This window comes from Dactylosporangium sp. NPDC000521 (genome assembly GCF_042898305.1).
In the GTDB taxonomy this organism is placed as follows: domain Bacteria; phylum Actinomycetota; class Actinomycetes; order Mycobacteriales; family Micromonosporaceae; genus Dactylosporangium.
The window spans coordinates 220,372-244,283 of the sequence record NZ_JBIAYW010000007.1 but is presented as its reverse complement, the minus strand read 5'-3'; the positions used below and the strand labels follow the sequence as shown (position 1 = coordinate 244,283).

The 23,912-nt window shown below is 70.6% G+C and carries 22 protein-coding genes and 1 pseudogene; 13 read left to right on the top strand and 10 right to left on the bottom strand.

What is annotated here, in order from left to right:
• Nucleotides 1-189: 189 nt before the first annotated feature.
• The gene (locus tag ACFY3L_RS24070; RefSeq protein ID WP_389328021.1) at nucleotides 190-1,134 is read right to left on the bottom strand and encodes a LysR family transcriptional regulator; all 945 of its coding nucleotides are present in this window, start codon (nucleotides 1,132-1,134) and stop codon (nucleotides 190-192) included.
• Between the two features lie 113 nt (nucleotides 1,135-1,247).
• On the opposite strand from ACFY3L_RS24070, the gene ACFY3L_RS24065 reads away from it, so the two are divergent.
• Entirely contained in the window at nucleotides 1,248-2,645 is a 1,398-nt protein-coding gene (locus tag ACFY3L_RS24065; RefSeq protein ID WP_389328018.1) for an MFS transporter, read from the top strand.
• On the opposite strand, the gene ACFY3L_RS24060 is transcribed toward ACFY3L_RS24065, so the two are convergent.
• The gene (locus ACFY3L_RS24060; protein WP_389328015.1) at nucleotides 2,614-2,979 is read right to left on the bottom strand and encodes an ester cyclase; all 366 of its coding nucleotides are present in this window, start codon (nucleotides 2,977-2,979) and stop codon (nucleotides 2,614-2,616) included. The genes ACFY3L_RS24065 and ACFY3L_RS24060 overlap by 32 nt on opposite strands.
• Nucleotides 2,980-3,101: 122 nt before the next feature.
• Between ACFY3L_RS24060 and ACFY3L_RS24055 the strand changes: the two genes are divergently transcribed.
• Nucleotides 3,102-3,761: a TetR/AcrR family transcriptional regulator gene (locus ACFY3L_RS24055; protein ID WP_389328012.1), complete on the top strand. Its 660-nt coding sequence runs from the start codon at nucleotides 3,102-3,104 to the stop codon at nucleotides 3,759-3,761.
• Between the two features lie 52 nt (nucleotides 3,762-3,813).
• Here the strand turns inward: ACFY3L_RS24055 and ACFY3L_RS24050 are convergent, their stop codons facing one another.
• On the bottom strand, nucleotides 3,814-4,200 hold the full coding sequence (locus ACFY3L_RS24050; protein WP_389328009.1) for a hypothetical protein: 387 nt from the start codon (nucleotides 4,198-4,200) through the stop codon (nucleotides 3,814-3,816).
• Nucleotides 4,201-5,362: 1,162 nt separating this feature from the next.
• Nucleotides 5,363-5,546 (bottom strand): annotated as a pseudogene (locus tag ACFY3L_RS24045) (LuxR C-terminal-related transcriptional regulator); the annotation flags it as partial.
• Between the two features lie 527 nt (nucleotides 5,547-6,073).
• Here ACFY3L_RS24045 and ACFY3L_RS24040 point away from each other — a divergent pair.
• From ACFY3L_RS24040 to ACFY3L_RS24030, 3 genes are all read left to right on the top strand, one after another.
• Nucleotides 6,074-6,292, top strand: a complete 219-nt coding sequence (locus ACFY3L_RS24040; protein ID WP_389328006.1) for a hypothetical protein — start codon at nucleotides 6,074-6,076, stop codon at nucleotides 6,290-6,292.
• Nucleotides 6,293-6,805 (top strand): DUF6879 family protein, encoded by a 513-nt coding sequence (locus tag ACFY3L_RS24035; protein WP_389328003.1) that lies wholly within the window; start codon nucleotides 6,293-6,295, stop codon nucleotides 6,803-6,805. It abuts the gene before it with no gap.
• Nucleotides 6,806-7,463: 658 nt separating this feature from the next.
• Nucleotides 7,464-9,581, top strand: coding sequence for an ATP-binding protein (locus tag ACFY3L_RS24030; protein ID WP_389328000.1), 2,118 nt, complete (start codon nucleotides 7,464-7,466; stop codon nucleotides 9,579-9,581).
• Between the two features lie 114 nt (nucleotides 9,582-9,695).
• Here the strand turns inward: ACFY3L_RS24030 and ACFY3L_RS24025 are convergent, their stop codons facing one another.
• The 4 genes from ACFY3L_RS24025 to ACFY3L_RS24010 are packed head-to-tail and all read right to left on the bottom strand — an operon-like array spanning nucleotide 9,696 to nucleotide 14,830.
• Nucleotides 9,696-10,340, bottom strand: coding sequence for a response regulator (locus tag ACFY3L_RS24025; RefSeq protein WP_389327997.1), 645 nt, complete (start codon nucleotides 10,338-10,340; stop codon nucleotides 9,696-9,698).
• Nucleotides 10,328-11,551, bottom strand: a complete 1,224-nt coding sequence (locus tag ACFY3L_RS24020; RefSeq protein WP_389327994.1) for a sensor histidine kinase — start codon at nucleotides 11,549-11,551, stop codon at nucleotides 10,328-10,330. Before ACFY3L_RS24020 ends, ACFY3L_RS24025 begins: the two co-directional genes overlap by 13 nt.
• A gap of 19 nt (nucleotides 11,552-11,570) precedes the next feature.
• Nucleotides 11,571-14,075 (bottom strand): FtsX-like permease family protein, encoded by a 2,505-nt coding sequence (locus ACFY3L_RS24015; RefSeq protein WP_389327991.1) that lies wholly within the window; start codon nucleotides 14,073-14,075, stop codon nucleotides 11,571-11,573.
• Complete coding sequence (locus tag ACFY3L_RS24010; protein ID WP_389327988.1) at nucleotides 14,072-14,830, bottom strand: ABC transporter ATP-binding protein; 759 nt, start codon at nucleotides 14,828-14,830, stop codon at nucleotides 14,072-14,074. Before ACFY3L_RS24010 ends, ACFY3L_RS24015 begins: the two co-directional genes overlap by 4 nt.
• 218 nt (nucleotides 14,831-15,048) lie before the next feature.
• Here ACFY3L_RS24010 and ACFY3L_RS24005 point away from each other — a divergent pair, with 218 nt between their 5' ends.
• The 4 genes from ACFY3L_RS24005 (at nucleotide 15,049) to ACFY3L_RS23990 (ending at nucleotide 17,899) form a co-directional block, all read left to right on the top strand.
• Entirely contained in the window at nucleotides 15,049-15,231 is a 183-nt protein-coding gene (locus ACFY3L_RS24005) for a hypothetical protein (protein ID WP_389327985.1), read from the top strand.
• On the top strand, nucleotides 15,228-16,613 hold the full coding sequence (gene xylB, locus ACFY3L_RS24000) for a xylulokinase (RefSeq protein WP_389327981.1): 1,386 nt from the start codon (nucleotides 15,228-15,230) through the stop codon (nucleotides 16,611-16,613). The genes ACFY3L_RS24005 and xylB overlap by 4 nt, the downstream gene beginning before the upstream one ends.
• A gap of 244 nt (nucleotides 16,614-16,857) precedes the next feature.
• A complete protein-coding gene (locus ACFY3L_RS23995) occupies nucleotides 16,858-17,712 on the top strand; it encodes a hypothetical protein (RefSeq protein ID WP_389327977.1) in 855 nt (284 codons plus the stop codon).
• 43 nt (nucleotides 17,713-17,755) lie between these two features.
• The gene (locus tag ACFY3L_RS23990; RefSeq protein WP_389327974.1) at nucleotides 17,756-17,899 is read left to right on the top strand and encodes a hypothetical protein; all 144 of its coding nucleotides are present in this window, start codon (nucleotides 17,756-17,758) and stop codon (nucleotides 17,897-17,899) included.
• Between the two features lie 21 nt (nucleotides 17,900-17,920).
• Here the strand turns inward: ACFY3L_RS23990 and ACFY3L_RS23985 are convergent, their stop codons facing one another.
• Nucleotides 17,921-20,248 (bottom strand): putative bifunctional diguanylate cyclase/phosphodiesterase, encoded by a 2,328-nt coding sequence (locus ACFY3L_RS23985; protein WP_389327971.1) that lies wholly within the window; start codon nucleotides 20,246-20,248, stop codon nucleotides 17,921-17,923.
• Nucleotides 20,249-20,690: 442 nt separating this feature from the next.
• On the opposite strand from ACFY3L_RS23985, the gene ACFY3L_RS23980 reads away from it, so the two are divergent.
• A complete protein-coding gene (locus ACFY3L_RS23980) occupies nucleotides 20,691-21,095 on the top strand; it encodes a four-helix bundle copper-binding protein (RefSeq protein ID WP_389327968.1) in 405 nt (134 codons plus the stop codon).
• 29 nt (nucleotides 21,096-21,124) lie between these two features.
• Here ACFY3L_RS23980 and ACFY3L_RS23975 read toward each other — a convergent pair whose 3' ends face one another.
• The gene (locus ACFY3L_RS23975; protein WP_389327965.1) at nucleotides 21,125-21,577 is read right to left on the bottom strand and encodes an NUDIX hydrolase; all 453 of its coding nucleotides are present in this window, start codon (nucleotides 21,575-21,577) and stop codon (nucleotides 21,125-21,127) included.
• Nucleotides 21,578-21,676: 99 nt separating this feature from the next.
• Between ACFY3L_RS23975 and ACFY3L_RS23970 the strand changes: the two genes are divergently transcribed.
• The 3 genes from ACFY3L_RS23970 to ACFY3L_RS23960 all read left to right on the top strand — a co-directional run bounded on the left by ACFY3L_RS23970 (nucleotide 21,677) and on the right by ACFY3L_RS23960 (nucleotide 23,898).
• Nucleotides 21,677-22,228, top strand: a complete 552-nt coding sequence (locus tag ACFY3L_RS23970; protein ID WP_389327962.1) for a hypothetical protein — start codon at nucleotides 21,677-21,679, stop codon at nucleotides 22,226-22,228.
• A 78-nt stretch (nucleotides 22,229-22,306) separates the two neighbouring features.
• On the top strand, nucleotides 22,307-22,816 hold the full coding sequence (locus ACFY3L_RS23965) for a SigE family RNA polymerase sigma factor (protein ID WP_389327959.1): 510 nt from the start codon (nucleotides 22,307-22,309) through the stop codon (nucleotides 22,814-22,816).
• Complete coding sequence (locus tag ACFY3L_RS23960) at nucleotides 22,813-23,898, top strand: hypothetical protein (protein WP_389327956.1); 1,086 nt, start codon at nucleotides 22,813-22,815, stop codon at nucleotides 23,896-23,898. The genes ACFY3L_RS23965 and ACFY3L_RS23960 overlap by 4 nt, the downstream gene beginning before the upstream one ends.
• Nucleotides 23,899-23,912: the final 14 nt, after the last annotated feature.

Here is a 23,912-nt window from a genome sequence, read left to right as displayed (position 1 = left end):
TCCTCGCCGCTGACGACTGTCGCAAGCGCATGGCGGCCTGTCAATGCGTACATCCGATGAATGCCGTGCCCAAGGCAGGCTTCAACCGCACCAAAGGCAAACGTAAACCGCGCAGACATCGGTGGTGTCAGCCAGCTCTTCGGCAGGGCCGTGAACCTCGCATCGTCCGGCCGGCGCCGTCGGCTGAGGTCAGGTTCGGCCCGACTCTGGTTCGGGGAGCCAGGTGTCGCGCGGATCGCCAGGTACGGCAGGCCAATCCGGAGCCAGCTCGTCGACCGCGGCGTGCAGGGCGCGCAGCCCCGGATGGTCCGCGTCGGCGCGCCAGGTCATCGCCCAGGGGAACAGCGGGACCGGCTGGACGATCGGGCGGAGCACGCCGCCCGGCACCGCCGGCTGGGTGCTCATCACGAGGATCGGGCCGTTGCGGTCGACGAAGTGCTGAGCCAGCTCGTCGACGCCGTGGACGTGCGGGTGCGCGCCGGCCGCGTCGATGCCGAACGGCGCGAGCAGTTGCAGCATCGCGTGCTCCCAGCCCGGTGTGGCGTGGCTGCCGGCGCGGTAGCACACGCCGGCGCCGCGTAGCGCACGCAGCGGGACGGCGTCGAGCTCGGTGAGCGGGTGATGCTCGGGCAGCAGCACCGCGACCGGCTCGTGCCGGACCGGACGGTGCCGTAGGCCGTCGACGTGCTGCGGGGCCCGGCCGAACGTGACGTCGAGCCGTTCGGCGAGCACCAGCGGCACCGCGTCGTCGGTGCCGGTGTGGAACCGGGCGAAGAGCTCCACCTGCGGCGCGATGCGGCGGGCGGCGGCCAGCATGAGCGCCGGGGTGAGGCCGGCACCGACGACGTCGACGGTCAACGAGCGCGGTTCGCCGTGCAGCTCGCGCAGCGTGGCGTCGTGCAGCGCGAGCAGCTCCCGCGCCCGGGTCAGCAGCGTCTGCCCGGCGGGGGTGAGCACGACCCGCCGCGTGGTGCGGTCGAGCAGGCGCACGCCGGCCCGCTCCTCCAACCGCTGGACGTTGCGGCTGAGCGCCTGCTGCGCCAGGAACAGTCTCCGCGCGGCGCGGCTGAAGTGCAGCTCCTCGGCCACCACGACGAAGTGGCGCAGCAGCCGGATGTCCAGATCCTCGGGCACCCGTCAGTTGTACTCGATTCACACACGTACTGCGTCAATCGCCGCTGAACAGGTGTTGGAGTCCGGAGCACCGGCGGGGCCACGATCGGATCACCGATGAGAGGTGGTTCGCGGTGGGCGCACGGGGCGCGGTGACGATGCAGTACGCGGCAGCGGGTGCGCTGAGCGCCATGTGGGGTGCGTCGCTGCCGACGATCGACGCCCGGCTCGACCTCGGTGCGGGCCGGCTCGGCGCGGTCCTCATGGCGGTCGCGGTCGGTGCGCTCGTGGCGATGCCTGTCGCCGGTCGGCTGGCAGATCGGTGGACCGGTCGGCGGCTGCTGCGGCTGACCGCGCCGGGTGCGGCCCTCGCACTGGCCGGGCCGGCGCTGTCCGGCTCGGTCGAGCTGCTGGTGGTCGCCGCCGCCGGCCTCGGCGTGCTGCTCGGCGTGCTCAACGTCGCGCTGAGCGTGCAGGCGGTGGCGGTCGAGCGCGCGGCCGGCCGGCCGGTGATGGCGACGATGCACGGGACCTGGACGCTCGGCGCGGTCGCGGCGGGCGGGGCCGTCACCGCGGGCTTGCGCGCCGGCGCGGACGCACGGGTGTTGCTGCTGCTCGGGGCGCTCGTACTGGCGGTGGCGGTGACCGTGGCAGGACGCGCACTCGTCGAGCCGCCGGCCTCTGCGCCCTTGCCGGACGCTGTGACGCCGCCGTCTGCTGTGACTGGGCCGGACGCTGCGCCGTTGCCGGATGCTGTGACGCCGTCGGATGCTGTACCGCCGCCGGGCGCTGCGACGTCGTCCGCGGTTGTTGTCGCGCTCGGGTTGCTCGGCGCCGCCGCGTTCGTGGCCGAGGCGGCCGCGACCGACTGGGCCGGGTTCCACGCGACCCGGGTGCTCGGCGCGGACACCGCGACGGGCTCGCTCGCGTACACCCTGTTCTTCGCCGCGATGACCGCCGTCCGCCTGGTCGGTGACGCGGCCCGGTCACGGCTCGGCGCCGGCCGCACCATGCGGCTGGCCGGCTGCACCGCCACCGCGGGGTTCGGCCTGGTGCTCCTGGCCGGTGCGCTCCCGGCCACCGCGTCGGCGCGGGTCGGGTGCGCGCTGACCGGCTGGGCCCTCACCGGCGCCGGGATCGCCGTGGTGTGGCCGGTGGTGACGAGCACGCTCGGCGCCGCCGGCGGACCGGCGCGGCAGCTGTCCACCGTCACCGCCATCAGCTACGGCGGCGGGCTGGTCGCACCGGCGCTCATCGGCTTCGTCGCCTCCCGTGCGTCGCTCCCGGTCGCGCTGCTCATCCCGGCCGTGCTGGCGGCGGTGATCGCGGTCGCCTCGCCCGCCGTGCTCGCCGCCACCACCCGCCGCCACGTGCACCACGTCATCTCGTCGACACGAAACGACCCGCACGATGACACTCCGGATACCCGGCAGCAGGCTGTCCTACGGGGTTCGCGGCACCGGGCCGCGGCTGCTGTTCATGGCCGGCTCGGCGACGGTGTCAGCGCACACGCGGATCCGGGCCTTCGGTGATCCCCCAGGTCTCCGCGAGGCGGCCGTCTTCGATACGGAAGATCTCGATCAGCGTCGGCTGCGCGCCGCCGTCCGGGGTCGTGATCCCCTGGACGGACGAGCGAATGGCAACCTTGTCGCCGTCCACCAGAACGTCCTCGGCGACGACGCGCATGTCAGGGAACTGTGTCACGACCTGGCGCCAGACGTCCTTGCCCGCCTCGAATCCGATGGTGCCGAGCGCGTGGCTGTAGAAGTCGGGGGTGAACAGGCTCTCGGCCTCGTCGAACTGCCGTGTGTTGAAGCACTCCTGCATCCGCAGGACCAGGGCGCTGGCATCGTCGCGCGTGATCATCGCGTGGTCTCCCTCGTGGCTGGCGGGTCCGGTCCGGCGAGGAACGACCACCATAAGCGGTGCGCCGCCCCGGTTACTGCCGCCAGCATACGGTGCGCCGCCCCGGTTAAGCTAGGCGTGCCATGTCCAGCCAACCGCCCGAACGGGCCTCAGCGGAGTCGTCGGCAGCTCCCGGCAGTGACCGGGCGCTGCGAGCCGACGCGCGTCGCAACCGCGAACGGGTCCTGCGCACGGCGCAGCGGCTGTTCGCGACGGAAGGCCTCGGCGTGTCGCTCGACGAGATCGCTCGCCGCGCAGGTGTCGGCCCCGGCACGGTCCACCGGCACTTTCCCAGCAAGGAAGCGCTGTACCTCGCCGTCGCGACCGACGAGTTCGAACAGCTCGTGACAGAGGCGGAAGCACTCGCAACGACCGACGATCCCGAGGCTCTGTTCACGCAGCTGTCCCGGATGATCGCCACGGGCGCCGAGAACGTCACCGTCAAGAGCGCCCTCGAAGCCGCGGAACTCGACCTGCGCACCGCCGCCCCGAAGGTCGCGGCAGACCTCACCCGCCATGTCGCAGACCTGCTCGATCGCGCACACACAGCCGGCGCCGTGCGCCCGGACGTCACGGTCGACGACGTGATGGCGCTCGTCGCCGGCGCCTTCAGTGCGATCCGTCACGCCAAAGCCGAGACCAGCCGCGAGCGCACGGCGCACATCGCCCAGATCATCCTCGACGGGCTACGACCGCGACACCAGCCCCGATCCGCCACCACGACCGCGAAGAGCCAGTCGTGATCGCGCCGGGCGGGCCGCCACGGTGTTCGACGCCCCGCCCGCCGCGAGTCGACTACATGCCGGGCACGGTCTTGTGGTTGACGTACGCGACGACGGACACCGACGTGCCGTCCTCATGCAGCAGGTACGACGAGGAGAGCTCGGCAGGCTCGCCACCGGTGAGACTGGGCGCGGACCAGTCGGTGCGGACCAGCAGGTAGTGCTCGTCGAGGCGCTGCTGATCGGTGGTGGTGAGCTCGGCGGGTCCGTATCCTGCGGCGGCGAACATCTGGGCCCTGCGAGGCAGGATCGCGAGGAAGTCCGCCCGGGAGACCGGCCGGGCACCGCCCGCATCGGCGAACAGGAACGGGTCCGCGAACAGCTCCGCGCTGCCCCCGCTGGTGAGCCCGACCAGGAACGCGTTGACGTTCGGCTCTACGTCGTCGGCTGAGGTCGCCATGTGTGTCCTTTCGAAGGTGTGCACCCACGGTAGGCACAAAGGCAACTAATCATACCATAGTTGGACATAAATCTCCAGTACCGGCCGGCCCAATTCCGGATCACCGTTTCGTCCATTCCGATGCTGCGCCGCGCTGCCAACACCGTACGGGCATGGCCGACGGATAGATCTACGTCAGTGCAGCGCGGCCCGGTCCGATGCGCGACGCCGCGGCCGGCGCACATTCGGACGCGGGCGTTCCCGGGTACGCGGTGAGCAGGCCTGCAAGAGCATCTCGCGCTTGTCGGCGTCTGGAACACCCCGCCTGCGCGGGAACACATCGCACGCTGCGGCGACCGTCAGGGGACCGCCCCGGGCGCGGGGAATACCTCATTATTGCCCTGCAATTCGAACTCGACGACGGACCATCCCTGCTTACGCGGGGAACGCGACCCGTTCCTGCCGGGGTTGTGCGACCACACCTGGAACTACCCCCGCATGCGCGGGGATCATCTCTACGTCGGCAGGAGTCGCCATGTGTGTCTGGACCACCCCCGCGTGCGCGGGGAGCACCCGGACGGGATGAACCCCGTTCGGGGTAGCGGGTGGGACCATCCCGCGTGCGCGGGGAGTACCTGCTGGGCTTCGACGGCAGACCCGACGTCGGGACCGCCCCGCGTTCGCGGGAGCACTGCACCGATGCGGCCCGCTGGAGTCACGACTCGGGCCCCCCGAGCACGCGGGGCGCACGAGGACGTCAACAACCAGCCGATGGTGGTCCGGGACCAACCCCGCGCGCGGGGAACACATGGTGTACCGGGCGAGGCAGCGCACGCCGAAGGGACCACCCCCGCATGCGCGGGGAGCGCAGGACGCGACCGCCCCGACATGGATGCCGTTCCGGACCACCCTGCGCGCGAGGGGAGCACCACGACGTGTTTCGGTGACGGTGCCGGACAGCGGACAACCCCCACTTGCGCGGGGAGCACGACCTTCGCGCACCCCTGAACGACTACCTCCCGGGACCGCCCCGCGTGCGCGGGGTGGTCCGCGTTGCCCGACCCGTGCATCGGAGGCGGCCGGGCGCTCCTTGCGCACGTGGGGATGGTTTGCCGCCAGAACCCGTGCGAACCCGAGTTGCGTCGTACCACCGTTCCCCGCAATGACTGCTTCAGGAGGCTGGTCAGCTGTTGAGGTACGCGAGGACGGCGCGGACGCGGCGGGGGCGTCGTCGGCTGGGGGAGGTCGAGTTTGGCGAAGATCTTTGTGATGTGTTTCTCGACCGAGACGGGCGCCAGGACCAGGGTCGCGCAGATGGCGGTGTTCGACAGGCCCTGGGCCATGAGGTGCCGGACTTCGCGTTCGCGGGTGAGCGAGGCTTTCGACAGCGGCGACGGCGAGGCCCACGGCGGCACCATGCACCAGTTCAACGGTCTTGCATGCCAGAAGCTCGCGATCGTCGGAGTGAGCCACGGCGCCGTCCGGCGAGCCGGCGTCGAGCGGTATCTCGGGACGACTCGATCCGGCGCGAACGGAAGTTGCGCGAGGCGCGATCGCTGCTGTTCGCTGCGGTCACCAGAGCCAGTAACGGACTCACCATCAGCTGGCACGGCAGGCCGAGCAGGCTGTTGCTGGCGTTACAACGCCGACCGGTGACTGAGGCGCCGCCTTCGATGATGCGGCATCCTGTGCGGATCGAGCAGCGAGGCCTGTTCGATCAAGCTAGACCTCGAAACCAGCATTGATTGTGGTAATCGAGTCCGGCAAAATGTCACTACTTGCACCGACCAAGAAGAGTTCAGGCTTGTGGCGGATAGTCCTTGACCGGCCGAACAGTGAAGGGGGAGCCTGAACCCGAAGTGGCTCTTCACTACATCTTGGCGCGGAGGTTGCCATGGGACTCAAGTTCATCGGCATCGACCCGGACACCAACGGGGGGAACTGTCCTTCGGTGTGGGTTGATGAAGCCACCGGTGACCTGCTGCTGCAAGGATGGGAGGTCACTGACCGTTCCATGCTCGACGAAATCAACATCATGAGCCCAATCGCCTCGCATGAGAAGGTTGTCAGGCTGCCGGCACGCATGCGAGCGATCATTCAGGAGGCACTGTAGTTGGCGGACGATCCAACATTCGAAGAGCTGTTTGCCAATTGTCACCGGTCTGCCGTTCATATGGAGATGCGGGACACGTACACGCCCGACGACGAAGTCTATCTTCGTTGGAAGATGAATGAGCGGGTGGACATCCGGAAAGAGTTCAAAGACTGGTACGACTTGATGGTATCCACCACGGCACGAGGGGTCGCTGTCCGGAGACTCCGGATCGTATCGGAGCCGATTACTGATTTTCTTCGACATGAGTACGAATCAACTGCGGATCTCAATCTGGCGGCGGGTGAGGACGTACGGTGGCTGCCCAGGCGGCAGGCCTCTGACCTGGCGTTTCCAGGTAACGACTTCTGGGTCTTCGACGATGAGATCGTACGATTTGGACATTTTGCCGGTGACGGGACCTATCTCGGGATGGAGATCGTAACGGAACGGACCGTTGCGCAATTTTGCGTCACGTCATTTGAAGCGGCCTGGGCGCGTGCCATTGAACATCGGAACTACAGGCCGACGTAGGCATCGTCGTAGTCCCATGTGGCACTCGGAGCGCGTCGTGCATCGCTGACTGTGTGGTGCGCGACGCCTTCACCTTTGCCCTTGCTCCGGCGCGGCTTCTTCGTCTCCGCCGTCGACCGGCCGAGTTGAGTCGTGACCCAAACTGATTGGTCCCGAGAATTCCCGTCCTTGGAGAACTGATCCGTGAATTGTGCCGCCCGATACTGTGTTGTGCGTAGTGCCGCCTCGCGTGTCTCTGCTGTCGCGTCGAGATGTCCGACCGGCGCGCGCTCCCAGCTCTGGACCGAACAGGGTAATGGCAAGCCCTGCCAATCCGAGGAAGACCCCAATCACGCTGGCGACTCGGTCGGCGTCCTCAAGGCCAACGCTCGTGAAATACCAGGCAAGGAGGCTGGTCGCGGTTACTGTCAGAAGTATTCCGATCAAGCGAACTCTGCGACTCGACATTCAAGCAGTATGACCACTGTGATTGGTGTCCGACAAGTATCAGGGACTTGTGGATCATCGGAGCGCCTGGATCGACCCGCCGTGTCGGTTCCAGGTTTGGGCAGTGCTGGACGAGTGTCATCGGCCGACTCGGAATTCGGGCCTTGGGTCGGGTCCGGCAAGCACGTCCGACCTGCCGTCCGGCGAGACCATGGGCATTCGCTGGCGCCGCATGTCTGACCTGAAGCGGAACGTCAATGACTTTTCGGGTGATGCTGAGAACGTCATCCAGGTCGGGTCGATGCACGGTGACATCAACGTTCACTCAGGCCGCAGGTTGCTGCCCTCACCGCATCAGCTCCCATCGGCACCATCGACGTTCATCAACCGGATGGTCGACCTGGCGAAGCTTGACCATTCGATGCAGGTGACATCTGCTCCCTTGATCGCCGCAATCGCTGGGCTTCCGGGTGTCGGCAAGACGGCATTTGCCCTGCATTGGGCGGATCGCGTTCGCGGTCAGTTCCCGGACGGTCAGCTCTATATTGACATGCATGGGTACGGGCGATCGCTGCCGCTCACTCCCGCGCACGCTCTTGACATCTTTCTGCGGGCATTGAATGTCCAGCCAGACGAGATCCCCGACGGCGTTGGGGATCGCGCCTCGTTGTTTCGGTCGGTCATCAACGGCCGGCGCCTGCTCATTATGATTGACAATGTTGCTTCGTCTGACCAGGTTCGGCCACTCCTGCCCGCCGTGCCGGGATGTTGTGCGGTCATCACCAGCCGCAGCTCGCTCCAGGGTCTCGTTGCTAGGGATGGGGCAATGCGGATTCGTTTGGACACGCTCTCGCTCGACGACTCCGTGTACCTTCTCGCGGAGCTGCTGGGTGCCGACGTCGTCGCGAGACACCCCGCAGATGCGGTTCGGGTCGCAGACCTGTGTGGGCGACTTCCGTTGACGCTAAGGGTAGTTGCGGAGCGCGCGGCGAGCCTGGCGGGCTTCTCGTTGGCGGATCTGGTCGTCGAACTCGAAAGTGAGCGAAGCAGGCTCGATGCTGTCGCCTCCAGCGAAGACGAACTGAGCGATGCGCGTGCTGTCTTCTCCTGGTCATACAGCGCCTTGTCGGACGATCTCAGGAGAGTATTCAGAGTGCTCTCGCTGCATCCAGGGTCCGAACTTGCCGTAGAACCGGCGGCCGCCCTTCTCGGGCTTGATGTGGCATCTGCAAGACGGAGTCTTCGCGATCTGGCAAGCGTGCATCTCGTGGAGGAGGTAACGGCAAATCGATTCCGTTTCCATGACCTGCTCAAGTCGTACTCGCTCGAGCGCGTCCGGGCCGAGGAGTCGCAAGTGCGTCGAACAGTTGCTGTTCGACGCCTGCTGACGTGGTACCTGCACGTGGCCGACGCTGCGAGGTACGCGGTTCTTCCCTACTCGGTCGTGGTGCCTCTTGTTCCAGTCGGTGAGCTGGAGCTGCCTGACGGGTTCGAAAGTGGGCCTGCTGCCATGACATGGTTCGAGGCCGAGCGCTTCAACCTCATTGCGCTGCTCCGGCACGCTCACGAAGTAGGGCAATATGACATATGTTGGAAGATGGCGATGGCGTCCAGTGCCCTCTTCGAGATCGGGTCCTACTGGTCCGACTGGGAAGACAATCACAGGTTGGGGTTGGCGGCGGCCGTTGCGCTCGGTGATGAATTCGGGGAAGCGGCCAATACGCAATTGCTCGGAGATGCCGCATGGCGCCTAGGTGGGCTGGAGGATGCCCGTGTGCGATACAGCCGATCTGCGGAACTGGCTCATCGCCTCGCAATCGGCTGGCTCGAAGGATTTGCCTTCAGGGGCCTCGGTCTTGTTGCTGAGGAGCGCGGAGAGTTCGGAACAGCGCTCGGGCACTATCATGACGCGATTGTCGTGTTCCGGGAGCATGATGTTCGCCGAGGGGTGGCCATGTCCATGCTCAGCCTGGGCAAATGCAAACGCGAGCTCGGAGACTTGGGCGAAGCCATCGCGATGCAGAGGCAAGCGATCTCGATCTTGAAAGAGATCGGTGATGTGTGGTCGGTTGCATGGGCGTCACTCGCCTTGGCGCAGAGTTTGGCCGATGCGAGCAATGTCGACGAGTCAACTGACGCACTCAAGTCGGCGATAACAGTATTTCGCAGATTTCAGGACTATCGTGCTGAAATTGCGGCCAGTCTGACGGCGGCGGACCGTTATGAGGAGATCGGTAATCCAACTCAGGCGATTGAGCATCTCGTGAGAGTGGTAGAACTTTACAGTATCCTCGGAGATGCGCGCGCCGGTGCAGTGGAGGAACGTATCAGACTGTTGGAGCAGTCGTAGGAACATTCAGTGGAGAGCGCGCTCTGGCGCATTTCCGGCCCAATGCCTCTGAATCGACCAACTCCCATGACGATGCGTGCTTCCGTGCCTACGGGATGGTTCCGCGGAGACCGGTCAGCTGTTGAGGTACGTGAGGACGGCGCGGACGCGGCGGTGGGCGTCGTCGGCGGGCGGTAGGTCGAGTTTGGCGAAGATATTCGTGATGTGCTTCTCGACCGAGACGGGGGCCAGGACCAGCGTCGTGCAGATGGCGGTGTTCGACAAGCCCTGGGCCATGAGATGCAGGACTTCGCGTTCGCGGGGTGTGAGGCCTTCGACGCCGTGGTTGCGGGCGTTGCGGGTGAAGAGTTGGCGGACGACTTCGGGGTCCAGGGCGGTGCCGCCGGCGGCGACGCGGTCGACGGCGTCCAGGAACTCGTCCAGGTCGGTGACGCGGTCCTTGAGCAGGTACCCGACGCCGCCGCGGCCGTCGGCGAGCAGGTCCGCGGCGTAGGCGCGTTCGACGTACTGCGACACGATGAGGACCTTCGCCGACGGGTCGGCGGAGCGGAGTCGCAGCGCCGCGCGGAGGCCTTCGTCGCGGAAGCCCGGTGGTAGGCGGACGTCGACGATCGACAGGTCGGGCTGGTGTTCCGTGACGGCATCGACGAGGGCGTCGGCGGTGTCGACGGCGGCGACGACGGTGTGGCCGGTGTCGGTCAGCAGACGGATCATGCCGTCGCGGAGGAGGAGCAGGTCTTCGGCGATCACGATGCGCATGGCAGCTCCGCGTGCAGGACGGTTGGCCCGCCGGGCGGGCTGGACAGGGTGAGCGTGCCGTCGAGGGCCTCGACGCGGCGGCGCAGGCCGTCGATGCCGGTGCCGTCGGGGTCGGCGCCGCCGCGGCCGTCGTCGGTGACCGTGACGTGCACCGTGTCGCCGGTACGGCGGATCTCGACGACTCCGGTCGACGCCGATGCGTGTTTGGCGGCGTTGGTGAGGCCTTCGGCGACGACGAAGTAGGCGGCCGACTCGACCGCGGCAGGGTAGCGGTCATCGCTCGAAGAAGAGACGTTGACCGTGACGGGGAACGGGCTGTCGCCGGCGAGGGCGGCGAGCGCGGCGTGCAGGCCACGGTCGGTGAGGATCGGTGGGTGGATGCCGCGGACGAGGCGGCGCAGCTCAGCGAGAGCATCGTCGAGCTGCCGGCGGGCGAGGGCCACGTCGGATGCGGCGTCGCCGTCGGTGCGCAGCTTGCGGGCGGCCAGGGCGAGCGTCATCCCCGCAGCGACGATGCGGGCCTGCGCGCCGTCGTGCAGGTCGCGTTCGATGCGGCGCAGCTCGGCGGCCTGGGCGTCGACGACCCGGCGGCGGGTCTCGGCGAGGCGGGAGGCCTGCTCGACGAGCCGGCGGTGTTCGCCCGGTGCGAGCAGCGCGGCGGCCAGCCGGGCGAGGGCGGTCGCGAGCGTACGGACGATCCAGGCGGCGACCGGGAGCAGCGCCAGCCCGAGGACGGTGAGCCCGAACCGCCCCGGGACGGTGGTCATGAGCGGCTTCATCGGCCAGGGCGCGTGCGGGTTCGGCACCGCCCACGCCCACAGCGGCGCGACGATCGACGCGAGGTCGACGATCGCCACGACCAGGCCGGCGACCCCGCCGGCCAGGCCGAGCGGGAACAGCACCACGAGCCAGGCGAGGTCCCGCCAGGTGGCCGGCTGGGAAGCGACACCGGCGACCTTGGAGCCGGTCACCGGCACGTACGGGGCGGAGATCGGCGCACCGAGCACCCACCCCGCCCGGCGCCGCTCCACAGAGGCCAGCGCGCGGGTGACCCAGGCAGCCCCGAGGAACGCCGGCCCGCCGAGCTGCGTGACGGCCAGCACCGTGACGACCACCGTGGCGGCGACGCTCCAGACGAACCCCACCACCCCGGCGATCGGTGCGGTCGCCAGGTAGGCCAGCGGCCGCACCGAACCCATGATCTTGCGCATCGTTGCAGATGGTACGGGGTCAGACCCGGCTCGCCAGCGTCCGCCGCCGCAGCATGAGCCGCGTGGGCAGGAACCCGGCGATCAGACCGAGGGCGGCGACCCCGCCGGCCATCGCCGCGTACGTGACGGGCTCGACGAACACCCGGAAGACGCCGTCCTGGGCGATGCTGAACGCCCCCACCACGATCCCGGTCACGGCCGCGCCGAGCAGCAGCCCGACGAGGACGGTGACGACGGCCTCGGCGCCGGCGAGCCGGTGCAGCTGCGGGGTCGTCGCCCCGATGAGGCGCAGGTCGGCGTACTCGCGGCGGCGGGCCGTGGCGGCGATCGCGAACGTGTTGATGACGGCGATCGCGGTGAACCCGAGCGAGATGACGACCATGAGCTCCCAGGCGCCCTGCTGGTTGGACGCGTCGCCGGGCGGCGCGGCGTCGAGCGTCGGGGTGAGGCGCAGCGCGGGGAACTCGGCGCGGATCCGTTCGTCGGTGCCCGGCGTGTACCGGAGGCCGACCGTGCGCACGAGCCCGCGCGGGTCGTGGGCCGCGACGAGGTCGGCGGGGATGACGAGGTCGCCGAAGCCGCGCGCCCGCTCGTACACCATGGAAAGACGCAACTGCTGCTGCTGGCCGTCGGGAAGCCAGAGCGGGACCTGGTCGCCGATCCGCCAGCCGTACTGCCGAACCAAGGCCGAGCTTGCCCCGAAGCTCCCGGCGAACCCGTCGGTGATGTACGCGCCGGCGACGACGCCGAGGTCGAGGGCGGCGTCGGTGCCGGTGACGAGGAGGCCCTGCGCCTGGTAGTCCTCGGGCTTGCCGCCCTGCGCGACGATCACCCGGGTCGGCAGCTGCGCGGCCGCGCCGGTCACGCCGGGCAGTGCGGCGAGGCGGCGCACGGCGTCGAGCGGCAGTCCGCCGGTACCGACGACCTGGGCCGTGGCGGGCGCCTGGCGGGCCACCTGTTCCTGACCGGCCAGCCGGCTCGACAGGGCGCCGTTGAGCAGCATGACGGTGTTGATCGCGAACATGAGCACGAGCGGGACGGCGACGGCGGAGACCCGGCGGTACTCGGCGCGGGCGACGAGCCCGGCCAGCCCGAACGGCCGGGCGACGATCGTGGTCAGCAGGCGGACGAGCAGCGGGCCGACGGCGGCGACCGCGCACAGCAGCAGGGCGGAGGAGATGAAGCTCATCCCCATGCCGAACGGCCCGTCCAGCGGCACGAACGTGAGCACCGCGACGGCACCCGCGGTCGCGACCAGCGCGGCGAGGATCCGCACCACGAGGCCGCCGGTGGGCGCCGTCGCCGTCTCCACGAGCGCCTGGGTCGGCGCGATCCGCACGGCCCGCCGCCCGGCGATCCGCGCCGCGACGAACGTGACGAGTACCCCGGCGGCCGCCGCGAGCAGCAGCACCGGCACGTTGGTCTGGACCTCGAACTGGGCCGGCACCGCGCCGAGCGTCTGGAACCGGGCGGCGACGACCTCGGCGAAGAGCACGCCGAGCGGGGCGGCGGGCAGCGCGGCGACGGCGGCGAGGACGACGTTCTCCAGGCCGAGGATGCGGCGCAGCTGCTTCGGTGTGGCGCCGATCGCCCGCAGCAGCGCCAGCTCGCGCAGCCGTTGCCGGACGCTGAGCGTGACGGTGCCGGTGAGGACGAAGATCGCCGCGAACGCGGTGATGCCGATGACGAACCCGAAGATCGAGATCGGGCCGATGTAGTCCGGCAGCGCACCGGGCAGGTCGGCCCGGACCCGGTCGGCGCCGGTGAGGACGTCGGCGGCGCCGGCGGCGGCGCGGACCTGCGCCGGGTCCACCGTGCCGAAGATCCCGACCGCGGTCGGCCCCGGCAGCCCCGAGACGGCCGCGACGTCGGCGTCGGCGAGGAACAGCGCACCCTGCGCGGGCAGCCCGTCCCGGCCGGCGGGTGCCGCGACGCCGCTGACCCGCACCGTGCGCGCCCCGGTGCGCGTGGTGACCAGCAGCTCGTCGCCGACCGCGACGTGGCCTCGCGCCGCGAGGTCGGCGTCGATCACGGCGTCGCCCGGGCCCGGCTTCTGGCCGTTGTTCAAGGTGTACGGGGTGAGCACCGCCGACGCCCAGCCGTGCCCGATGACGGGCGCGTCGTCGGCGCCCCGCAGCGGCCGCCCGTCTTTGGTGGTTGCCTGCACCGGGAACGCGTAGTCGGCAACGGCTCCGGTGACGCCCGGCAGGGCGCCGACCCGGCCGGCGAGGTCGACCGGCAGGGTGCCGGCACCGGTCAGCCGCTCGGTCTTGACCTTGCGCTTGACCTTGGTCTTGCCTTCCTTCTTGTGCTTCGTGGTCACGGTCTCCAGGCTGATCTCCCGCTCGCCCGCCACCACCACCGAGGCCGCGGCGAACCGGTCCGCCGGCGGCTTCGCGGTGAGGACGGAGAACAGCAGCAGTCCGCCACCGGCGAGCAACGCCACGGCGAGGAGCGCGGCGACGAACGTGCCGAGGTACGCGCCACGGTGCTTGCGCAGGGTGGCGATCGCGAGGCGGGTCATCGGGCGCTCCCGGTCGTGGTCGTGACCTTGCGGTCGGTGACGGCGGTCATCTGGGCGGCGACCTGCGCCGCCGACGGGTTCGCCAGCTCGGTCACGATCCGGCCGTCGGCGAGGAAGACCACCCGGTCCGCCCGCGCGGCCGCCGCCGGGTCGTGCGTGACCATGACGATCGTCGTGTGCAGGCCGTCGACCGCCTCGCGCAGCAGGTCGAGCACCTCCCGGCCGGTCGTCAGGTCCAACGCCCCGGTCGGCTCGTCGGCGAAGATCACCTCGGGCCGGGCGGCGAGCGCCCTTGCGAGGGCCACCCGCTGCCGCTGCCCACCGGACAGCTGCGCGGGGCGGTCGTCCTCCCGCCCGGCGAGCCCGACCCGGCGCACGACCTCCCGCGCCCACGCCCGGTCCGGCCGTACCCCGGCGAGCCGCTGCGGCAGCAGCACGTTGTGCCAGACGGACAGGGAGTCGATCAGGTTGTACGACTGGAAGACGAACCCGACCAGCTTCCGGCGCGCCTCGGTGAGCTTCGGCTCCCGCAGCCGCCCGATCTCCTCACCGGCCAGCAGCACCCGCCCCGAGTCCGCCCGGTCCAACCCCGCCGCACACTGCAGCAGCGTGGACTTCCCCGAGCCGGACGGCCCCATCACCGCATTGAACGTGCCGGCGCTGAACGCCACCGACACCCCGTCGAGCGCCCGAACCCCAGCGCCCGGGTACGTCTTCGTCACGTCGAACAACTCGACGGCCACCGTGTTTCGCATGGACCTCAGCGTTGTCGAGCACGCTCGATCAGGGCACACGGCCGACCCTGATCTTCATGGTAGGGCTGTCCCTACCATCGGTAGCCTGTGCCGATGCGACGATCGCCTGCTCCGTTCCGGCCGCCGGCGCCATCGCCCGAACGGGGTTTGGAAGGGCATTGAACTAACCGGTTGATGTGCGTAAAGTCGCCTCAACCGCGAACAACGGAGGCACCGCCATGAGTGGCTTCACGCCTGCTCCGCAGGACAAGTCCTCGTTCGGATCGTGGACGGTCGGCTGGACCGCCCCCGACGACTTCGATGACGCCACCCGCGCCCCACTCGACCCGGTCGAAGCCGCTGGCACGGTGTTCGAGCGCCTCGATCGACTGGCTATGGAACACCTGCTGGGCGTGCGATGACACTGGTTGCCGGGGTCGACACGTCGACCCAATCGACCAAGGTCGTGGTGTGCGACGCGGACACCGGCGAGGTGCTCCGGGAGGGCCGCGCGCCGCACCCTGACGGTACCGAGGCCGATCCGCGCCTGTGGTGGGCCGCGTACGAGCAGGCCAGCGCCGGGCTGCTGGACGGTGTCGCCGCGATCGGCGTCGGCGGGCAGCAGCAGGGCATGATCTGCCTCGACGAGGCCGGCGAAGTGGTGCGTCCCGCCGTGCTGTGGAATGACACCCGCTCGGCGCGCGCCGCGGTCGACCTCACCGACGAGTTCGGCGGCCCGCAGGCGTGGGCCGATGCGGTCGGGTTGGTGCCGGTGGCCAGCTTCACGGTCACCAAGCTGCGCTGGTTCGCCCGCGCCGAGCCGGAGCTCGCGGCTCGGACGACCACGGTGCTGCTGCCGCACGACTGGCTCACCCACCGGCTGCGTGCGGACGGGGGCGAGCCGACGACCGACCGCGGCGAGGCCTCCGGTACCGGGTACTGGTCGCCGGCGACCGGGGAGTACCGCCGGGACCTGGTGAAGCTTGCCTTCGGCCGGGACCTGGCGGTGCCCCGGGTCGCCGGGCCCGCCGAGATGGTCGGCGAGACCGCGTCCGGCGCGGTGCTCGCCGCCGGCACCGGTGACACCATGGCCGCGGCGCTCGGCGTCGGCCTGCGGCCCGGCGACGTGGTCGTGTCGCTGGGCACCTCGGGGTGCGCGTTCGGGGTGAGCGAGGTTCCGACCGCCGACTCGAGCGGGCTGGTGGCCGGCTACGCCGACGCGACGGGCCGGTTCCTGCCGCTGGTGTGCACGCTCAACGCGGCCCGGGTGCTGGGTACGGTCGCCGACCTGCTGGGCCGATCGCTGGCCGAGTTCGACGAGTTGGCGCTCTCGGCGCCGCCGGGCGCGGGAGGGCTGACGCTCCTGCCGTACCTGGACGGGGAACGTACCCCCAACCTGCCCGACGCGCGCGGTCTGCTCGCCGGGCTGACGCGGGCGAACGCGTCGGCGGCGAACCTGGCGCGGGCCGCGGTGGAGGGCATGCTCGGCGGGCTCGCCGACGCCCTCGACGCGCTCCGCGCTCAGGGCACCCCGGTCAACCGGGTGCTGCTGATCGGCGGCGCGGCCAACTCCCGCGCGGTACGGGCGATCGCACCAGCGCTGTTCGACGCGCCGGTGAGCGTGCCGAGCCCCGGCGAGTACGTCGCGCGCGGCGCGGCGCGTCAGGCGGCCTGGGCGCTGTCCGGCGGTGCCGAGCCGCCGCAGTGGCCTGTCGCGGCCGAGGATGTAACCGCCGCCGGCACCCCGCAGGTGCACGAGCGCTACGTCGACGTCCGCCAACGGTCGCTCCGGCTGCTGACGTAACGGAACGCAGCGCCGCGGGCCGGGCACGGCGGCGCCGGGTCCCACCCAGGACCCGGCGCCGCACCCTCATCACCACCCGCGTACAGCTTCTTCGGCCCAGCCGCTACGCCGGCCAGTCTCCGGTCAGCCGGCGCACACCTTCCGCGCCGCCGCGGCCGACGGCCGTCCGCACGACGGCAAGAGACGGCGCACAGTTCGCTGGCAAGGCCTGCGGGTGCAAACCTGGGAGCTCGATGATGGGTGGGTGACTGAGGTGGTGTGTCGCTGGTGGATGGTGCCCGCCGATAGCGGCCGGTTGACCACCGTGCTGGAGCGAGTCTTCGCCATCGGTACGGCGGCGCGGGTGGCCATCCGGGAGCCGGAGGTCTGGGGACCGGCTGAGCGCTGGCCGGTCTCCGAGTACCACGACGGTCGTCTCCTGACGCCGGACGAGGCGGTCTCGCTGGTCGGCGTGATGCTGGCGGGCGCTGAGTTCTGGTGCCGGCTGGTCACCGACCACGTTGAGGTCTACGTGACGGAGGACGCGGTCTACCTGGGTTCCTACGGATCCCTGGACGACCTCGGCCTCGTGGATGCGGAACCTGTCGGCTCCTCGCCGTACGCGATCGATCGGGCCGGATTCCCCTACTACCCGCCGGCGGACGACGAGTTCTGGGCGGGGCTGCACCGGCACCTCGCCGCCGGAGCGGGGGAGTTGCTGGTGTTGCAGCAGTGGGCGGCCGGGTTCGGCGGCGAGCGCTGGTATCTGGTCGCCTCGGCGGCCGACCTGGAGGCGGTGCGGCAGGACGTGCTCCCACGAGCCGTCTTCGCGGTCTTCCGGCGGCCTCGGCTGGTCCGGCGTGCGCCGGGGTCACGGCAGTCCGCCGAGGCGGTCCTCGGCGACGAGATGCTGCTGGGCGGGGTCCGGATCTTCCACCGGTCGAGCGCTTCCGTCCTGCTCACGGCGGCGCGCGTCGCAGACGACGACGAGCTGCGCAGGGCCTGGGAGCTGCTGGGTGAGCGGGACGCGCTGTTCTCCTGGGACGATGACGCCGACCCCGTGTACGCGGCTCGGCCCGACCCCGACGGGCAGGTCCGCGTGGCCGGGGCGTTCCAGTAGCCGCACCACGTTCGCGGTCTTCGCGGCACCGAAGCCGGCCGCCGTGCCCGTGAAGGCCGCCGGGCTGTACGTCGCCGGTATCGCCACGGTCGACGGGAGCGGACAGCTCGCGTTCGCGGGTCCGGCACCGTTCGTGTCCAACGCCACGGCGGTGCCCCTCGACGACGTGAAGGCCGCCGTCGGCTGACGCGCGGGCCCTGACGTCCCGCTATGTCGACGCGCCGGCCACCGGTGCGGCGGTGAGCAGCCGGTCGACGGCGTCCGCGGGCATCGGGCGGGCGAAGTGGTAGCCCTGCGCGGTCCGGTAGCCGAGGGTGGCGAGTTGTTGTGCCTGCTCCGGCACCTCGACCCCTTCCGCGACGACGTCCAGCCCGACCACCCGGGCCAGCGCCAGCACCGCGGCCGGCATGGCCTCGGCGCGTCCCGAGGCCAGGCGTTGCACGAACGACCGGTCGAGCTTGATCTCGTCGACCGGCAGGTTCTGCAGCAGCGTGAGCGACGACTGGTCGGTGCCGAAGTCGTCGAGGGCGACGCGGACGCCCAACCGGCGCAGCGCCTCCAGGTGCGCGACGGCGTCGCCCAGCGCCACGGCGGTGCTCTCCGTGATCTCGAGGGTGAGCCGGTGCGGCGCGAGGCCCGTTTCGGTGAGCGCCGCGGCGACCCGGTCGGCGAAGGAAGGCTCGGCGAGCTGACGCGCGGACACGTTGACGTTGACGGCGGCCGGTGCCAGCTGGCCGTGCTCGGCCGACCAGCGGGCCAGCTGCCGGCACGCCTCGCGCAGCACCAACTCGCCGACCGCCACGATGAGACCGGTCCGCTCGGCGACCGGGATGAACTCCGCCGGCGGCAAGGTTCCGCGGGTGGGGTGCGCCCACCGCACCAGCGCCTCGACGGCGGTCATCCGGCCGTTGTCCAGCGACACGATCGGCTGGTACTCCACGAACAGCTCGCCGTTGTCGACGGCCTGGCGCAGCTGGGCGCCGAGCGCGGCCGAGCCGGCCACCGCACCGGCCATGCCGTCGGTGTACGACAGGCAGCTGCTGCCACCGCCGTGCTTGGCGGCGTACATCGCGATGTCGGCCCGGCGCAGCAGGTCACCGGCGTCGTCGCCGGACCGGCCGCCGGCGATGCCGATGCTGGCGCGCACGAGCAGCTCGTGCCCGTCGGCGACGACCGGTTCCCCCAGAGCGGCGATCATTCGCCGCGCGACCTGCTCGGCGCCGGCGGGGGTGACGTCGTCGAGGATCACCACGAACTCGTCGCCGCCGAGGCGCGCCACCACGTCGCCGGGGCGGACGGCCGAGACGAGGCGCTGGGCCACGGCGAGCAGCAGCGCGTCGCCGGCCGCATGGCCGAGCGTGTCGTTGACGGTCTTGAAGTCGTCGAGGTCGACGAGCGCGACGCTGACGCCGTGCCTGTGCCCAGCCGCCGTCGACGACAGCGCCGCGGCGAGCGTCTCGTTGAACAGCGCCCGGTTGGGCAGCTGGGTGAGCGCGTCGTGGGTCGCGTTGTGGTCCAACCGGGCGACCAGGCGGGCGTTCTCGCGGAACACGGTGATCTGCCGCCACACCACCAGGGCGGTCAACGCCACGGCGGCCACCGCCGCGAGGCGCTCATCGCCGTCGTCCGTGAAGATGGTGACCAGCAGCAGCGTGTCGACGGCGGCCACCGCGAGGTAGGGGAGGTTGCTCGACGGTCGGGTGCCCGCCGGGCATCGCCGGCCGGGCGCGGTGGACGCCTGCCACTGCCGTCTCGCCGCCGCCGTCGCGCAGATCATCACCAGGGGGACGGTGATCTGGGACAGGCCCAGGTGCGGCTTGTCCACGATGAGCCGCTGCAGGAAGCCGCTGAGCGCACCGGCGACCATGCCCGCGGCGAACAGGTGCAACGCGCCGCGCGCCACGAACCTGTGCCCGGACAGCGCGACCTTCGCGATGGCGAACACCGCGAGCAGCTCCAGGACGAGGGTGAAGCTGGCCGCGATCAACGACGGTGCCCGGTAGTTGCCGGCCTCGAGCAGTGGGCGGGTCTGGTAGTGCCACATGAACACCGTCGCCGCCACCAGCACCGTGCCGGCGTCCATGCCGATCCGCATCCTGTCCCCGCGGCTGGTGGTGCCCAGCGGCAACCGCCACAGCCCCCACAGCAGCGTCAGCACGGCGCTGCTGTAGGTGGCCACGGTGACAGGCGAGAGGTCCTGACTGGCGGTGTCGCTGCCGAGCGCGTCGCGGGCGTTGGAGGCCACACCGATCCCGGCCAGGGCGGCACAGGTGGCCAGATGTCTCCAGAAGCGCCGGGTCGGCGCGGGGAACCGGGCCGCGCGCGTGATCCTCGCCGCGGCGAGCACCGGGATCACCACCGACACGGGTGCCGCCAGCCACAACAGCACCAGCGGGGTCCGGGGACCGGACAGGTTGACGGCGAACACGGACACGGCGAACGCCGCCAGCACGGCCGAGGCGAGCGTCGCCCCGCCCGCCGCCCGGGCACGATGCTGGAGCGGCCGTGACATCACCCGCAGCTTCCCGTCACGCATCGCGGCCTCCGATCGAACCCAGCAGTGCTGTCACCGTCGACGGGCGCGGGCCGACGCTGAGCGGATTGCCCACCCGCACCGCGGTCGCAGCCCGACGGCAACGGTCGCCGGACCGTTCTGCCGCGCGTGCATCGCCGCCGGCCGCAGCGGCTCACGGCAGGCGGTCCGCCACCTGGCCGGCTCACCGGCAAACGGCGACACTCGACGGTTGGACCGCCCGAATCGGGGTAGGGCGAACACAAGGCCCGGAACCGAGGCGCGGCCAGGCACGATGGTGACCTGTGCCGACACCGCCTGCGCACGGTCCACGACGGCGAGCACCCGGTTGCCCCGGTCCGGACCGAGCTCGGCCTGGACGACCGGGCACACCTCGACCACCGCTCGTCATCGCGCTCATTCGGGTGGTGGCCGAGGGTCGGCAGCGACACGAAGGAGGCGCGCCGTGACCACGACAATGCCCATGCTGGAGACGTACCCGCAGACGATCAACCTCGACCGCGCCAAGCTGGCCGGGGCGATCGATGCGTTGATCGCGTGCAGCGAGGCGTGCACGGCGTGCGCCGACGCCTGCCTGAGCGAGGGGATGGTCGCCGAACTGACCAAGTGCATCCGCACCAACATGGACTGCGCCGACATCTGCGCCACCACCGCACGGGTGCTGTCGCGGCACACCGGCTATGACGCCAACATCAGCCACACCTTGCTGGAGGCGTGCGTGATGGCGTGCAGGTCGTGCGGCGACGAGTGCAGCAGCCATGCCCAGACGCACGAGCACTGCCGCATCTGCGCCACGGCGTGCCGGGAGGCCGAGTCCGCCGCGCGGGGACTGCTCGACACCATGCGCTGAACGCACGCCTCGGCCGTCCGGGGCATTTTTCAGCCTGTGTACTGCTCGTGCTGGTCGACGAACCGCCGGCCGTCGTGGCTGCGGACGGCCGGTGTGGGATCCGCTCGAAGCGCGTCGAGGGTGCGCACGGCGAAGACCTCGGTCATGCCCGCGGTGACCTGGTCGACGGTCCACCAGTCGACGGCGGCCGACTCCTCGGTCTCCGCCGGCGTGCCCGCGACGAGGCGGGCGCGGAAGACCAGCGCGACGATGCCGACGGTCACGGTCTTGTAGATGCCTGTCAGCCGAAGCGGTTCGATCTCCACCCCGGTCTCCTCCAGGACCTCACGACGGACGCCGTCCTGCGGGGTCTCGTCCAGTTCCAGAATGCCACCGGGTATCTGCCATTCGCCGTTGTCGCGTCGCTGGATGACGAGCACCCGCCCGCTGCCGTCGGTGACCACCGCGGCGACGCTGACCGAGTGGCGCGGGAACCGGGTCATGGTTGTTCCTCCCTGTGGCCGGCGACGGGCTGGATCAGGTGTCTGTCGGGTTGCGCGCCTTTGCTTGGTTCGACAATGACCAATTCGTAGCATCGGGTCATGTCCTGGTTACCAAGGTTGTGGCGCGCCCTTCCCGCCGGCCTCGTGCTGGTAGGGGCGATTCTCCCAGCCGGCCCGGCCGTGGCCGCCCCCTGCACCGGCGTGACGTGCGTCCGGTACCTCGCGGACATCACCGTCGCGGTGACGGTCGACCCGGCGACGCCCGTCACCGGCGGCGTGATCCACAGCTACACGGTCCAGGTGACCAACACGGGCTGGCGCGTCGGCGGGAACACCGCGCCACGGCCGGGGATCGGTCCCGACTCGGGACCGGTGTACGTGCACCTCCGCCGGGCGGCGGGTGAGCTGGACGTGCTCTTCACCAACGACAGCGGGGTGCCCTTCGACTGTTTCCGGTGGGGCAGCGGCGCCGGCCACGTGGTCTGCCACGCCGAAAGCCTTCCGACGGGCACGACCAGCCAGTTCACGTACTACTTCGAGACACCGGGCGTGCCGGGGACCTACCAGTTCGGCGTCGACGTCGACAGCTACCGGTGGACCGAGTACGACGAGACCAACAACGCGGTCACCCTGTCCTACAGCGTGGGCTGATCCGCCGGCGAAAATTCTCGCTGGAGGACGGCAAGGTTCCGCCGGTGCGTGGCGTATGTAGCGGCGGAGGTGCACTACGTGGATGCAGTGACCAAGTACGAGTTCACGGAGTTCGTGGAGCAACGCAGTCATGCGCTGTTCCGGTTCGCGTACGCGCTGACCGGTGCGCAACACACCGCTGAGGATCTTCTGCAGGGTGCGCTGGCCAAGGCGCTCATGAAGTGGTCGAGCATCAACGACCACCCCGAGCCTTACGTCAAGCGCATCGTGTACCGCGACTGGGTCTCCGTGTGGCGGCACCGCAGCCGCCGGCCGGAGACGCTGATGGCCGTGCCGCCGGAGGAGACCATCGCCGATCCGAGCGAGCGCTCCGACCTGCGGTTGGTGCTCCGCGAGGCGCTGCGGGTGCTGACCCCGCGGCAACGGGCGGTCGTCGTGCTGCGCTACCTCGACGACATGACGGAGCAGCAGGTCGCCGAGTTGCTCGGCTGCTCGACCGGCACCGTCGCCAGCTTGGCGTCGCGGGCGCTGTCCAAGCTGCGCCGCGCCGCCGCCAGTCACCCGACCCTGGATGGAGCATCGCTGTGAACAGTCCGTTCGACACCGCGCTGCGGGGTGCGCTCGAGGACCTGGTGGACGAGGCCAAGCCGGTCGACTTCGCCGGACCGGCGGTGCGCCGGTACCGGCGGCTGCTGTGGCGGCGCCGCGCGCTGGTCGGGATGGCCGGGGTGGCGGCGGTCGGCGCGCTCGCGATCCCCTACGCCGTGCTACCCGACGACACGGCGGCACCCGTCACGCCCGGCGCGGTCGCCAGCACGGCGCCGGCGCAGCCGACGACCAGCCCGGCGGTGGCCTCCAGCGGCCCGCCCGCCCCACCCGCTCCGGTCGCGACGCCGAGGTTCGCCGACGGTCCGGTGGACGTCGGCGGTGGCCTCGTCATCGTGGCCGCTCCGGTGCGCAACGGCACCATGGTCCTGAACCGCAGCAAGGGCACCTACCGCACCGTCCAGTACGGCACCGTCCGTCCGGCGCCCTCCGGCGACCTCGCCGCCGTGGTCGACGAGCAGTCCGTGGGCATCCTGAACGTCGGCACCGGCAAGGTCCGCTGGGTCACCGGACCGAAGATCGTCAGCGGTGCGCCGGACTGGTCCCCGGACGGCACACGGCTGGTCTACGCGACGACCGGCACCGAACCGGACAGCATCCAGATGGCGGTCGCCGACGCCGCCGCGGCCACCGCGAGCAAGGTCGGCCCCAGCATCGTGTGCCTGGAGCAGTGCGCGCCCGGCTGGCGACCCGGCGGCACCGAGCTGACGCAGAAGCTGATGAACGACGGCACCGCCGTGTACTCGGCGGCGACCGGCGCCCGCGTCGGCGACACCGTGCCGGGCGCGGTCCCGGGCCGCCACTCGTGGTCGCAGGACGGCCGGTTCGTCGTCGTCGCCGAGCGCGGACAGGCCGTCGTGATCGACCTGTCGACCCGGCAGCCCGCGTACACGCTGCAAGACGACGCACGCATCGTGTACTGGACAGGCGCGGCCGAACTGGCCGTGGCACGCCCCGACGGCGTGGTCCTGCTCGGGCTCGACGGTGCGGTCCACCGCATCACGCCGCTGCCCGCCGACGTGGTGCCGGACGAGGCGACCTCCCTGGTGCTCGGCCGCCCCTGACGCCGGGAACGCGC